Here is a 12568-nt window from a genome sequence, read left to right as displayed (position 1 = left end):
TCAACATGGCAACTCGACCCGCTGATGGATGATCAGGAACTTGATTCCAGTCAGTCCACGGGGGCAGTATATTGGGGAGGACCAGCATCAACCAGCGCATATCCCAACTGCGCCGCCCGCGTGATTTCCAGCATGCGGGCGATGGTTTCATGGGTGGGTCCTCGTTGGCAGGTGCGTCGATCAAGGACTCGATTATAACGAGCAGCCCTGCCGCACGACCCTAGACCGAACGGCTAACGCTCAGCCGGGTTGCGTCCGGACGCACGCGCACGAGTTACAGTTCTCCTACCGGCTTGACGATATCGAAAACCTGGCGCAGGTACGCAAGATAAGCCTGGTCTTCGCACATGTTCTTGCCGGGAGAATCGGAGAGCTTGGCGACCGGCTGGCCATTGCAGCGAACCATCTTGATGACGATCTGCAAAGGCTGGTAACCCAGGTCGTTGGTGAGATTCGTACCCACGCCGAACGCTAGCTGGCAACGGCCGCGAAAGCGTTCGTAGAGCTGCAGTACTTTGGGAATGTCGAGTGCGTCCGAGAAAACCAGCACCTTGGTTCGCGGGTCGCATCGGTTCTGCTCGTAGTGACGGATCAGGCGCTCGCCCCAGTCGAACGGATCGCCGGAGTCATGACGGGCGCCGTCGAAGAGCTTGCAGAAGTACATGTCGAAGTCGTTGAGAAACGCCTTCATGCCGTAGACGTCGGAGAGCGCAATGCCCAGATCACCTCTATATTCCTTGGCCCACATCTCGAAGCCGAAGACCTGCGAATCGCGCAGCCGCGGACCGAGCGCCTGGCAAGCCTGCAAGTACTCGTGCGCCATCGTGCCCAGGGGACGAAGGCCGTGCTTCATTGCGTAATAGACGTTGCTCGTGCCGGTGAACTGCTCGCCCAAACCTTCCTTCAGCTTGAGGATGACTTCTTCGTGCCACTTGCCGGAGAACCGGCGGCGCGTGCCATAGTCGGCGATCTTGCACTCGGATACCTCTGGGCTGCCGCCAAGCAACTCGATCTTGTCGCGCAGACGGTCGCGGCCGGTTTCGAAAGTCGGATCGCGCTGCGTGTTGCGGAAATAAACTTCGTTGACAATCGCGAGAACGGGAATCTCGAACAGGATGGTGTGCAGCCAGGGGCCGACAATATCGATGTCGATCTCCCCGTTGTTCTTCGCCGACGGCTTGATCGTCACCCGCTTTTCGTTGAGGTGAAAGAGCGCGAGGAAGTCGATGAAATCGCTCTTGATGAAGCGCATCCGCCGAAGGTATTCGAGCTCTTCTTCGGTGAAACGCAACTGGCAGAGCGCGCGCACTTCCTCGCGAATTTCCTCGATGTACGGAACGAGATCGACACCTTGCGTACGGCATCGAAACTTGTATTCCGCATGCGCTGCCGGGAAGTGATGCAGGACGACCTGCATCATGGTGAACTTGTAGAGATCGGTATCGAGCAGCGAATGGATGATCATGGTTCCAGACGAACGGCTAGTACAACGGATAGAACCGCCAGGCAAAATCCCGCGGGCAAACGCAAACGGAGGGTCTGTAAGGACACGGCCAATAAGGACACGGTCCGACGGAACGCACTGACCAGGCACTGGCTGGTCTGCCCCGGCGGCCTCGAAGAGCATGTTACCCGAAGTGCAAAGCCTGAGCCCCGTGGGCCATGGCGTCGAATCCTTTGCCGCACCTTGCGGGAGGCCCGCATACGCCCATAAACAAATCACTAAAGGATATAAGGCCTTCTGGAACGGGGTCGCGCTGAGTTTTACCGGTACGCTACAATATTGGTTTTGGCGCGCGCAATGTGCATAGCCGGGCTGCCCAGCCCAGGAAAGAGACTGAAGGTTCGAGATCGAACCCAGCGTCCGAGTTGCCTCGCCGCCCCCACGAATTTCGCATGCAGGAGCCTGAATGACTCACGTTGTGACCGAAAGCTGCATCAAGTGCCGTTACACCGATTGCGTGGACGTGTGCCCGGTGGACTGCTTCCGCGAAGGTCCCAATTTCCTCTCGATCGACCCGGACGAGTGCATCGACTGCGCTGTGTGCGTGGCTGAATGTCCGGTCAATGCGATCTATGCCGAAGAAGATGTGCCAGGTGATCAGCAGCACTTCATCGAACTGAACGCGGATCTTTCGCGCGCATGGCCAAGTATCACCAAGACCAAGGCGCCGCTGCCGGAAGCCGACGATTTCAAGGACGTAAAAGAGAAGCTCGAACTGCTCGAACGTTGATACATAAGCGGCGGTTTGTCGCTCTGTTTAACGCACTCTTTGTTGGTAGGTAAGTTTTTAAATCGAGATGAACGCAGGGTGTTGACAGGCTAGAATCCCCTCCATATAATCTCGTTTCTCTGCTGCAGATGTTCCCCGATAGCTCAGTTGGTAGAGCGCCGGACTGTTAATCCGTAGGTCCCTGGTTCGAGCCCAGGTCGGGGAGCCAAAAAGGTTCCAGACAAAAAGCCCAATCGAAAGATTGGGCTTTTTGCGTTTAGCGCTATGGAGTGCACTGCCATAGCGATTTCGCGAAGTAAGTTGCCACTGCTCATGTTTCAAGAACGAAATGCGACCTCTAGGGCATGCCAACCGGGAAACTGCCTCTTCTTTCCTGATGAGTTTGGTATATACATTTGATATATCTCATCAAGAGGGGAAGGTTATAAATACTGCTAAAGTGTTTTTAGTCTGGCCGATCACAGGCCGTGCGCTTGCCCAAGGAGTTCCGACTGGACGTGGATGAAGTGCGTGTGCGGCGCCACGGCAACGCGATCATCCTCGAACCGATCGCCAATGACTGGTCATGGCTCGAATTCATCGTCGGCCCCGTCGACGAAGGCTTTATCCAGGTATCAACTGAGCAGCCGACCGAACAGGACCGCCCAGATCTGGATTTCTTTAAGTGAACTACTTGCTCGACACGAACGCCGTCATTGCGCTCATGAAGGGAAATAGCGGATTTCTCGCTCGGCTGCGACAGCATCGACCGCGCGATTTCGCCATCTCATCCATCGTCGCACACGAACTATGTTACGGCGCATACAAGAGCCAGAACGCCGCCGAGAACTTGAAGCGTGTTGAGGCGTTGCAATTCGAAGTTCTCGACTTCGATACTGAAGATGCCCGGCACGCAGGGGAAGTGCGCGCGGAACTCGCATTGGCCGGAACTCCAAGTGGACCGTATGACGCTCTCATCGCCGGACAGGCCCTTGCCCGCGCACTCACACTTATCACTCGAAATACCCGGGAGTTCCGTCGCGTGAGCAAGCTGAACGTTGAGGACTGGGAAAGCCAGGAGACCCAGCGCACCTCATCCAATCTTTAAAATTGGCGGTCGTCAGACAACGGTATAATGTTCGCTTGAATATATCGCCCGACCGACTCAAGGAGCGTTTCTGATGGCCGAACCCCTCGCATCCGTCGCGACACCCCGACGTGCCCGCAACCTGGCGGAGAGCGTGTTCGACTACGTGATCGAACAGATCGAATCTGCCGCCCTGAAACCTGGCGACAAACTGCCGACCGAAGCCAAGCTCATGATCACGCTCGGCGTAAGCCGGACAGTCGTGCGCGAAGGCATTTCGCGATTGCAGGCAAACGAGGTCATCGAAACGCGGCACGGCATTGGGAGTTTCGTGCTGGAACCGCGGCGCGAAAAGCTTGGTATCGACATGGTGCCGGCCACCACCCTGCGCGATGTTCTTTCGGTGCTCGAACTGCGCATCAGTCTCGAGACGGAATGCGCCGGTCTGGCCGCGCAGCGTGCGCAGCCCGAAGACCTCGTGCGCATGCGCGCCGCACTCGATGCAATCGAAGCAACCAGCCGCAATGGCAATGACAGCGTCGCGGCCGACCTCCAGTTCCACATCGCGCTTGCCCGGGCAACGGGCAACCGCTATTTCGTCGATATCCTGACGCAAATGGGCACGGCGCTGATTCCGCGAAACCGCATCGATTCAGCGGGTATCGCGAAGGCAGATCCGAAGGCGTACATGTCGCTGGTGAATCTCGAACATGAGAGCATTCTGGAAGCGATTGTCCGGCGCGACGCCGAAAGCGCCCGCGCCGCCATGCGCATGCATTTGTCGAATAGCCGGGAACGCTTGCGGCGCGCCAACCAGGCAGCCGATGTGACCGCCTGACCCACCAAGCTCACCTGCCTCGCTCGGAATTTTCAACGAGCGCAGGCAAACTCATCTTGTCTGACGTCGTACTTTGATGGATACTATGCACGCTCGGCGGCAGCAAATACAGCCTGTAAGGTGTCTCAACTGCCATATGATCTGGGGGTTAATACCCATACTATCGCCAATCTGATCGATCTTAGAATGTCATCAGACAACGTATGTCGATTAATCTCGTAGCTGCTGGCCGCCTGGAAAAACCAACTCACGACCGAACATGACGACACCTCAAGAACTCAAGAAAATCGTTTCCGAAGGCCTGCTGTCTTTCCCGCTGACCGACTTCGATGAACAAGGCGACTTCCGCGCCGACACTTACGCCGAGCGTCTCGAATGGCTGGCGCCTTACGGCGCAACGGCGCTGTTCGCGGCCGGCGGCACGGGCGAGTTCTTTTCGCTCACGCAAACCGACTATTCGAACGTGATCCGCACGGCGACGGAAACCTGCAAGGGCAAGGTGCCGATCCTGGCCGGCGCCGGTGGCCCAACGCGCGTTGCCATTGCTTATGCGCAGGAAGCCGAGCGGCTGGGCGCGAACGGCATCTTGCTGATGCCGCATTACCTGACGGAAGCGAGCCAGGAAGGGATTGCCGCGCACGTCGAACAGGTGTGCAAGGCGGTGAAAAACATCGGCGTGATCGTCTATAACCGCGCGAATTCCAAGCTGAACGCTGACATGCTCGAGCGTCTCGCCGATTCCTGCCCGAACTTGATCGGCTTCAAGGATGGCGTGGGCGAGATCGAAAACATGGTGACGATCCGTCGTCGCCTGGGTGATCGCTTTTCGTATCTCGGTGGCTTGCCGACCGCCGAAGTCTATGCCGAAGCGTACAAGGCGCTGGGCGTGCCAGTGTACTCATCGGCGGTATTCAACTTCATTCCGAAGACGGCGATGGAGTTTTATCGCGCGGTGTCATCGCAGGATCATGTGACGACCGGCCGTCTGCTCGACGAATTCTTCATGCCGTATCTCGCGATCCGCAATCGCAAGGCCGGCTATGCAGTGAGCATTGTGAAGGCGGGCGCGAAGCTGATCGGCCGTAGCGCCGGTCCGGTGCGTGCGCCGTTGACCGATCTGACCGAAGACGAAATGGCGCAGCTCGATGTGCTGATCAAGAAGCTCGGCTCGCAGTAATCGTTTCAGGGCAGGCCGATAAAAAACCCGTTCCGGTAATGCAAGCCGGAACGGGTTTTGTACCTCTGGAACGTCGGTTCAAGCCGCGAGCAGGACCACCGTCAACGATCTCACGCCCTGCGCGCCGCGAATCAGCACGCCTTCAATATCGGCTGTCGCGGATGGCCCCGTCACCAGTACTGCGTATCGTGCGTTTTTGAAGTCATCCTGTCTGTACACATCCTGCAGTCCATCCACGATCCGCGCCGGATCGAGCAAGACCACGAGATGCTGCACGAGGTAACCGATCGAATTGACGATGTACTCGTCCTCGCTGAACCACACCGAGCCAGTTTCCGCCACGCCGAAGCGCGCACGCACGACGCCGGCATCGACATCCTGCAGCAATGCAGGCGCCATTTCGGGTGAAAGCGCACGATTTCCATCGATACCCGCAACCGCCGATGCCACGATTGCATCAGCGCCGAAGCGCTCGGCCAGCAGCGCACGCACGGTATCGAGCGATTCGCCTTCGACTACCGTGCCGCCCATCGCGGCGAGCGCCGTACGAAAGCGTTCGAGACGCTCGCCGGGAGGGGTATCGAAGAGGGGCACTTCGGGGCGCGGACGGCCCGCCGGTTGCGCCGCGCGGATCTTGGCCAAGAAAGCTTCACGCGTTGTCGTCATTTCTGCGCTGCCTTGCGATTTTTCTTGTACCACTCATGGAAGGTTTCAGCCGGTGTTTCAGGCAAGTCACGCTGACGGCCCCAGATATTCAGCGGGTTGTACAGCACGAAGTTCGGCAAGCGTTTCAGCGCGCCGCCAAGCGACGCCACCGTGCCGCGATACAACGTCGGACTGGCAAGCAGGCGCCCCGCCATCTTCAGCACTTCGGCCTTCACGAACGGTACTTCATGATTCGCCGCGATGACCTCGCGCCACTTGTAGATCTGCTCGTGAATGTTGACTTTCGTCGGGCAGACATTCGTGCAACTCCCGTTCAAAGTCGATGCAAACGGCAAGCTGCTGAAACGCTTCATATCGTAGGTCGGATTGATGATGGCGCCGATCGGGCCGGAATACGTGAAGCCGTACGACAACCCGCCGCTACGCCGGTAAACCGGGCACGTATTCATGCACGCGCCGCAGCGGATGCATTTGAGCGAGTACCAGAAATCTTCCATCGCGAGGCGCTCGGAGCGGCCGTGATCGACGAGGATGTAATGCATCTCCGAGCCCGGACGCGGCGCGCGAAAATGCGAGGTGTATTGCGTGATCGGCGAGCCGAGCGCGCTACGCGACAACATGCGCACGAACACGCCGAGATCGGAAATCTTTGGGATCAGCTTTTCGATACCAATCGACGCAATATGCAGCGGCGGCACATTCGCCGACAAATCCGCGTTGCCTTCGTTCGTACACACCACGACCGTACCCGTCTCGGCAACTGCGAAATTGCATCCCGTCATACCCGCCGTTTTCTCGCGCACGAAATACGGCCGCGTGTTCATGCGCTGGCTTTCGGCGAGATAGTGGATGTCGCTGTTCTTGGGATCGGTGCCGATGGTTCGTCCGAACAGCTCGGCGACGTCCGCGCGCAACTTGTGCACCGCCGGCACGACCATGTGGCTCGGATCCTGATTGTCCAGTTGCTGGATGCGTTCGCCGAGATCCGTTTCCATCACCGTGATGCCGCGCGGTTCGATGTACTCGCGCATCTTGCATTCATCGGTGAGCATGGATTTGCTTTTCACCAGCGTGGTCAACCCGCGCTCGGACATCAGCTTGTAGACGATCTCGTTGTGTTCCTCGGCGGTGGCCGCGTAATGCACGGTGACGCCATGCGACTCGGCTTGCGAGATGAACTGCTCGAGGTAATCGGAGAGGTGGGAAAGCGTGTGCTCCTTGATCCCCGATGCCAGGTCCCGCAGCGTTTCCCATTCGGGCATGCCGTGCGCTTGAGCATCGCGTTTGCTGCGCAGGTCCCAGAGGCGTTTGTCGTGGAAAGCGACGTGATCCGTTTTCGCGATAAACGCGCCCGCCGCCTTCGCGTGATCGAGCCGCTTGCTCTTTCCCTTCACGACGTCGCTCATGCGCGTGCTCCGTTCAGAACCTGTGCGATGTGGATGAATTGTGCATCGAGTTTCAGGCGCTCGGCGCAGCCTTGCTGATGCATGAGACACGACATGTCGCCGGAGACGATGTATTGTGCGCCCGCGCCGACGTGATCGCGCACCTTGTCCTGCCCCATCCTCACCGATACCGCTTCTTCCGTCACTGAAAACGTGCCGCCGAAACCGCAGCATTCGTCGGGCCGGGTGAGTGTGACGAATTCGATGCCCTTCACGCCTTCGAGCAACGCACGGGGTTTGGAGAAAGGCGCGCCATTGATCTCCGACGCCGATACTTCCTTCAGGTGCCGGATTGCGCTGCAGCTATTGTGCAGTCCCACGCGATGCGGAAATTCGGCCCACGGGAATTCGCGCACCTTGAGGACATCGTGGAGAAACTCGACGAGTTCGTAGGCGCTTGCCCGGACCTTTTTCACCGATGCCGTCTGTTCGATCGCCGTCAGGTGTTCGCGCACGTGATGAATGCAGCTCGCCGAGGGTCCTACTACGTAGTCGTAGTCGGCGAAGTTGCGGGCGAAGACGCGCTCGGCGCCGGCGGCCTCCTTTTGCGCGCCGCTGTTTGCCATGGGCTGGCCGCAGCAGGTCTGCTCTTCGGGATAGTCGACGTCTACGCCCAGGCGTTCGAGCAGCTCAAGCGTCGCGATGCCGACTTCGGGGTAGAACGCATCGATGAAACAGGGGACGAACAGGGCGACTTTCATGGACGGGGTTTGCGCTGGCGCTTGGGGGGTGGGGTTTTTGTTACCGCTGGGCGTTTTTTGCTTTTGCTGTTCAGTTTTTTTTGCTTCTGCTGGTCAGCTTGGTCTGACCAAGACTTTAAAGTTTGTGTGGTTTCATGTCAAACTGAGGTTTTCCAGGGACGGGGTGGTGCTGGGTCGACGCCGGGTTGTTGCTCTTCAGGTCTTCGCGCGTTACGTCTTGGCTGATTTTTTTAGCACTATTAGCCACTGTCCGTGGCGGGACTTCATTTCTTTTTCCAACGGCGAAAAAGAAACGAAGCAAAGAAAACGCCTCTCCACCGACGGCGCATAAGTGTCCCGAGCGTGCAGTGACAACTGTTTGGTACTTCAGAAGAACGCTCGACGCCGGAGTTCAGAACACTTGAAACCCTCCCCCTCCGTAAACGGCAACCCACACGCTTCGCCACCAGTGTCGGAATCCGTTAATGAGGCTTCCGCGCTGCGCGCGCTGACGCCCAAATGGAGGAGTTGGCTGTACTGGTTCCGTTTTGCCCGCGCGAGCCTGAGACCACCGGCGGCAAAGTCTCGGCAAGTTCAGGATGCTGTAGCGCCGTCATGTGCTCAACCCGTTGTTCACTTGGGCCAGGTTTCCGTATTGACTGCCACAGTTACTGGTGGCGAAGCGTGTGGGTATCTGTTGACGGAGGGGGAGGGGTTCAAGTGTTCTTGATTGCGGCGTCGAGCGTTCTTGTGAAGTACCAAACAGTTGTCAGTGCACGCTCGGGACACTTAAGAATTAGCGGTTGAAAGGCGTTTTCTTTGCTTCGTTTCTTTTTCGCCGTTGGAAAAAGAAATGAAGTCCCGCCACGGACAGTGGCTAATAGTGCTACAAAAGTCAGCTAGAACAGAACGCGAGCAAGCTCAAACAGCAACAACCCGGCATTAACTCCGACCGCAACGAACACTATTCCGAGCGCTAGCGCAAAACCCGTGAAATGAAGTCCCGCCACGGACAGTGGCTAATAGTGCGAAAAAAATCAGCCAAGACGGAACGCGCGAAGACCTGAAGAGCAACAACCCGGCACCAACCCCAACCCCTACGAACAACCGCCCAATCCCCCACTCCAAACACCCCCCCAAGTGCCAACGCCCCCCTTCCACCCCGTCCACTCCTACCCCCGCGTGCGCATCGCCGATGTCGTCTCCGACCAGATCCGTGCCCTGATCACAAGCGGCGCCCTCCTCCCCGGCCAGCGCCTGCCCGCCGAACGCGATCTCGCCGAACAACTGAACGTCTCACGGCCATCGCTGCGCGAAGCACTCATCCGCCTGGAATCCGATGGATTCATCCGCACCGCCGCCCGCGGCGGCTTCGAAGTGTCTGACGTTACCGCGCCCCTCGTTTCGGCGCCGCTCGCCGCGTTGCTCAGCCAGCATCCCACCGCCAGCAACGACGTGCTCGAACTCCGCCACGGACTCGAATCCCTCGCCACTGCCTATGCCGCCGAACGCGCCACCGAGGCCGACCTCGCGCGCATCGCCGAAGCGTTTCAAGCGCTGAAAACGGCGGCCATCGAACCGAAACGCACACGCATCGCCGAGCACGACGCAGCGTTTCATCTGGCCATCGCCGATGCCACCCATAACCTCGCGCTCGCCCACGTCATGCACGGCTTGCACGAACTCGTGCGCGAATCCATGCTGACGTCGCACCGGCTGGTCGATTACGACGACCAAGTCGAAGCCGATCTCCTCGCGCAACATCAGGCGATCTTCGATGCCATCGTCGCCCGCGATCCACAACGCGCCCGCGACGCCGCCGGCGCACACCTGGACTATGTGCGCACGCTGTATCGTGACAGGCCGCTCAAGGCCGAAGCGCCTCGCCAACCCGCGAAAACCCATAACCCGGAGACCACGTCATGAACATTTCCAGCGCCCATTGGGGCGACCTCCCGGACGGCACGCCCGTCGAACTTCATACCATCAGCCATGACAACGGCTTGCGGCTATCCGTGACGAATCTTGGGGCGGCGCTCGTTTCGTGGTTCGCGCCGGACCGCGACGGCCGGCTCGCCGATATCCTCCTCGGCCACGACACACCCACCGCCTACACCGAAGGCCCCGCGCACATGGGCGCGACGGTCGGGCGCTGGGCAAACCGCATCGCGGGCGCGCGTTTTTCACTCGATGGCGTCGAATACCCGCTCGAAGCAAACCAGCCGCCGAATTCGCTGCACGGCGGATCGACCGGCTTCAGCTACAAGCTCTGGCAGGCGAAGCACACGGACGAATCGCTCGTGTTCCGGCTTGAATCGCCAGCGGGCGATAACGGTTTTCCCGGCGCCCTCACGGTTCAGGTGACATACACGTTCAGCCCGGCAGGCGAGTTGACGATTGCCTACGACGCCTTCACCGATGCCCCAACGCCGCTCAACCTCACCAATCACGCGTACTTCAACTTGTCGGGCGTGCCATCGAGCATTGCCGATCACGAGATCGAGATCGCGGCGGACCACTTCTTCGCCATCGATGAAAACACGATCCCGACAACGCTTGAAAACGTCGCCGATACCCCGTTCGATTTCCGCAAGCCGGCGGCGATCGGACCGTGTATCGAGACACAGGACAATGAGCAGGTGAGGCTCGCGAATGGCGGTATCGATCATTGTTTTGTGTTGCGCTCGATTGGCGCGGTCACCGCACTGCCGGAATTGCAGCACGCGGCGAGCGTCTACCATCCGGCGAGCGGCCGTGAGCTGGCTGTATCGACAACCGAACGCGGCCTCGTGTTCTATACGAGCAATCATCTGGAAGGCGAGCCGGGCAAACAAGGTGTGATCTACAAGAAGCACGGCGCGCTGTGCCTGGAAGCGGGCGGATTCCCGAACCAGATCAACATGGAAAGTGCCGAAGACGTCGTGCTGCGCCCGAACGAGCGCTACAGGCAAGTGACGCAATACACCATGAGCGTCCGATAGGAGTCCGCCTACATCCATATAGGACAGGCGCGGCTATCAGCGGATCAGCCTCTTGAGGATACTTGATTCATCAAATCAGATATCGAATGGAGGATGACATGCCCTACCTACTTGGCTGGCTGCTTGGTGTTCCGGTGATCGTGCTGGTGATCTTGTATTTGATTTTTCACTGATCTTTCATTGCACTCGTTTCATCCGGACTGAACGAAGGCGTCGTTACAATACGACGCCTTTTTTGTTTTTACATTGCCAACGGCATAGCCCGCCGCATTGCCACGATAGCTTCGAAGGATTTCGATGAAACGCGCCCTCCCCGTACTTGCAGCGATCGCTGCCCTCGTCGCCGTTCCCGGTCTTCATGCCGAGGAAATCGCCAGCGTGAACACGAACTTCCGGTTCACCGGCTCGGATCGCGTAACGGTCGAAGCGTACGATGACCCCGGCGTGACAGGCGTCACCTGTTATGTGTCGCGTGCACGCACGGGTGGCGTCAAAGGCACGCTTGGAATTGCCGAAGATCCGTCCGAGGCATCGATTGCCTGCCGTCAAGTCGGTCCGATCAAGATCGACGCGCCGCTCAAGCAGAAGGCCGATATCTTTTCCGCGAGCATGTCGTTTATCTTCAAGACCTTGCACGTGGTGCGTGTCGTCGATGCCAAACGCAACACGCTCGTCTACCTGACCTACAGCGACCGCATCGCGACCGGCAGCGCGAAGAACAGCGTGACAGCCGTCCCCATGCCAGCGGGCACGACGATTCCCGTGAAGTGATATGAAGGAGCGCACGATTGGAGGCCTTCCTCCATTTGTCTAAAGTTTGCCGTCCCGCTGCCGTTATAAAGACGAAAGGCAATCGCTCTAGCAGCGACGCCGACTGTTTACCCGCGCAAATTCCAAAATTCGATGCGCGGGACGCGCGAACCGGGACACACCATGGGTCAGATTACCCTCTCATTCAAAGACGAAACGCTTGCCGCGCTGCGCCGCGATTTCGATACGTTCATTCGTCTCTCGCTCAAGTTCGATCCGCAGTTCGTCACGCCATCGTTCGAAGATTTCTTGCGCGCAAAACTGCTCGACAATCCCACGCCCCTCACCGAACAAGCCGTCCAGCGCATGCTGCAGAACGGCCAGTACGCATGGGCCAAGCGCGCACTGGACAAGGAATTCCCGGACGTTATCGACATGATGATGCGCCAGGCGGCGGAACACGGTTTCGGGTTCGCTGTGCGCTCGGACTGGTCAGCGGAAGATCTGGTAAAGGCGTCGCGCACATGGGCGACATCGATTGTGAACGAGGCAAAAGGCGACCCGGCGCAAATCGATGCACTTGCCTCGCAGATCAAATCGGCGGCATCGGACATTCAGGATCTCGAGCAGAAGATGCAGACGCCCGCGTGGCGTCTTGCCGATTCATTACGTCAACGCGTGTACGAAACGAGGATCGCGACCGAACACAGCGTGGGATCGACCGCGCGCGA

14 protein-coding genes, 1 tRNA gene and 1 pseudogene are annotated in these 12568 nt (G+C 58.7%); 12 read left to right on the top strand and 4 right to left on the bottom strand.

The genetic code is table 11. The features are described 5' to 3' along the window. Positions 1-96: pseudogene (locus ACRXB1_RS17375) on the top strand (lipocalin family protein); the annotation flags it as partial. Positions 97-274: 178 nt separating this feature from the next. Here ACRXB1_RS17375 and pncB read toward each other — a convergent pair. After that, a complete protein-coding gene (gene pncB, locus ACRXB1_RS17370) occupies positions 275-1465 on the bottom strand; it encodes a nicotinate phosphoribosyltransferase (protein ID WP_061999967.1) in 1191 nt (396 codons plus the stop codon). A gap of 445 nt (positions 1466-1910) precedes the next feature. On the opposite strand from pncB, the gene fdxA reads away from it, so the two are divergent. The 6 genes from fdxA (at position 1911) to kdgD (ending at position 5315) form a co-directional block, all read left to right on the top strand. Next, on the top strand, positions 1911-2234 hold the full coding sequence (gene fdxA, locus ACRXB1_RS17365) for a ferredoxin FdxA (protein WP_061999968.1): 324 nt from the start codon (positions 1911-1913) through the stop codon (positions 2232-2234). A gap of 132 nt (positions 2235-2366) precedes the next feature. Further along, a tRNA-Asn gene (locus tag ACRXB1_RS17360) sits at positions 2367-2442 on the top strand. A gap of 259 nt (positions 2443-2701) precedes the next feature. Beyond that, complete coding sequence (locus ACRXB1_RS17355) at positions 2702-2902, top strand: antitoxin (RefSeq protein ID WP_449492671.1); 201 nt, start codon at positions 2702-2704, stop codon at positions 2900-2902. Then, positions 2899-3321 carry a PIN domain-containing protein gene (locus tag ACRXB1_RS17350; protein WP_449492670.1) on the top strand — a complete coding sequence of 141 codons (423 nt, stop codon included), beginning with the start codon at positions 2899-2901 and terminating at the stop codon, positions 3319-3321. Before ACRXB1_RS17355 ends, ACRXB1_RS17350 begins: the two co-directional genes overlap by 4 nt. A 73-nt stretch (positions 3322-3394) precedes the next feature. Continuing rightward, complete coding sequence (locus ACRXB1_RS17345; RefSeq protein WP_062167279.1) at positions 3395-4138, top strand: FadR/GntR family transcriptional regulator; 744 nt, start codon at positions 3395-3397, stop codon at positions 4136-4138. Positions 4139-4397: 259 nt separating this feature from the next. Then, a complete protein-coding gene (gene kdgD / locus ACRXB1_RS17340) occupies positions 4398-5315 on the top strand; it encodes a 5-dehydro-4-deoxyglucarate dehydratase (RefSeq protein WP_061999972.1) in 918 nt (305 codons plus the stop codon). Positions 5316-5393: 78 nt separating this feature from the next. Here kdgD and ACRXB1_RS17335 read toward each other — a convergent pair whose 3' ends face one another. From ACRXB1_RS17335 to ACRXB1_RS17325, 3 genes are read right to left on the bottom strand one after another with little or no spacing between them, the layout of a single operon-like run. Continuing rightward, a complete protein-coding gene (locus ACRXB1_RS17335) occupies positions 5394-5981 on the bottom strand; it encodes a LutC/YkgG family protein (RefSeq protein ID WP_075357164.1) in 588 nt (195 codons plus the stop codon). Then, the gene (locus tag ACRXB1_RS17330; protein ID WP_061999974.1) at positions 5978-7387 is read right to left on the bottom strand and encodes a lactate utilization protein B; all 1410 of its coding nucleotides are present in this window, start codon (positions 7385-7387) and stop codon (positions 5978-5980) included. Before ACRXB1_RS17330 ends, ACRXB1_RS17335 begins: the two co-directional genes overlap by 4 nt. Next, the gene (locus ACRXB1_RS17325; RefSeq protein WP_061999975.1) at positions 7384-8127 is read right to left on the bottom strand and encodes a (Fe-S)-binding protein; all 744 of its coding nucleotides are present in this window, start codon (positions 8125-8127) and stop codon (positions 7384-7386) included. Before ACRXB1_RS17325 ends, ACRXB1_RS17330 begins: the two co-directional genes overlap by 4 nt. Here ACRXB1_RS17325 and ACRXB1_RS17320 point away from each other — a divergent pair. The 5 genes from ACRXB1_RS17320 to ACRXB1_RS17300 all read left to right on the top strand — a co-directional run. Beyond that, entirely contained in the window at positions 8126-8458 is a 333-nt protein-coding gene (locus ACRXB1_RS17320; RefSeq protein ID WP_449492669.1) for a hypothetical protein, read from the top strand. The genes ACRXB1_RS17325 and ACRXB1_RS17320 overlap by 2 nt on opposite strands. A gap of 788 nt (positions 8459-9246) precedes the next feature. After that, positions 9247-10032 (top strand): FadR/GntR family transcriptional regulator, encoded by a 786-nt coding sequence (locus ACRXB1_RS17315; RefSeq protein ID WP_062167285.1) that lies wholly within the window; start codon positions 9247-9249, stop codon positions 10030-10032. Then, entirely contained in the window at positions 10029-11087 is a 1059-nt protein-coding gene (locus tag ACRXB1_RS17310) for an aldose epimerase family protein (protein WP_449492668.1), read from the top strand. Before ACRXB1_RS17315 ends, ACRXB1_RS17310 begins: the two co-directional genes overlap by 4 nt. Before the next feature lie 297 nt (positions 11088-11384). Next, positions 11385-11858, top strand: a complete 474-nt coding sequence (locus tag ACRXB1_RS17305; RefSeq protein ID WP_075359668.1) for a CreA family protein — start codon at positions 11385-11387, stop codon at positions 11856-11858. 162 nt (positions 11859-12020) lie between these two features. Then, positions 12021-12568: DUF4088 family protein (locus ACRXB1_RS17300; RefSeq protein ID WP_449492667.1), on the top strand; the 548-nt coding region annotated here is incomplete at its 3' end.

Source organism: Caballeronia sp. M23-90 (assembly GCF_053574605.1).
The sequence above is the reverse complement of the archived record's forward strand: the minus strand, read 5'-3'. Positions and strand labels throughout refer to the sequence as shown.

Bases quoted from the DNA above. Each gene is read 5' to 3' on its own strand.
- kdgD (WP_061999972.1), top strand. From the start codon at position 4,398: ATGACGACACCTCAAGAACTCAAGAAAATCGTTTCCGAAGGCCTGCTG.
- ACRXB1_RS17305 (WP_075359668.1), top strand. From the start codon at position 11,385: ATGAAACGCGCCCTCCCCGTACTTGCAGCGATCGCTGCCCTCGTCGCC.
- ACRXB1_RS17310 (WP_449492668.1), top strand. From the start codon at position 10,029: ATGAACATTTCCAGCGCCCATTGGGGCGACCTCCCGGACGGCACGCCC.
- ACRXB1_RS17325 (WP_061999975.1), bottom strand. From the start codon at position 8,127: ATGAAAGTCGCCCTGTTCGTCCCCTGTTTCATCGATGCGTTCTACCCC.
- ACRXB1_RS17335 (WP_075357164.1), bottom strand. From the start codon at position 5,981: ATGACGACAACGCGTGAAGCTTTCTTGGCCAAGATCCGCGCGGCGCAA.
- fdxA (WP_061999968.1), top strand. From the start codon at position 1,911: ATGACTCACGTTGTGACCGAAAGCTGCATCAAGTGCCGTTACACCGAT.
- pncB (WP_061999967.1), bottom strand. From the start codon at position 1,465: ATGATCATCCATTCGCTGCTCGATACCGATCTCTACAAGTTCACCATG.
- ACRXB1_RS17330 (WP_061999974.1), bottom strand. From the start codon at position 7,387: ATGAGCGACGTCGTGAAGGGAAAGAGCAAGCGGCTCGATCACGCGAAG.
- ACRXB1_RS17320 (WP_449492669.1), top strand. From the start codon at position 8,126: ATGGACGGGGTTTGCGCTGGCGCTTGGGGGGTGGGGTTTTTGTTACCG.
- ACRXB1_RS17345 (WP_062167279.1), top strand. From the start codon at position 3,395: ATGGCCGAACCCCTCGCATCCGTCGCGACACCCCGACGTGCCCGCAAC.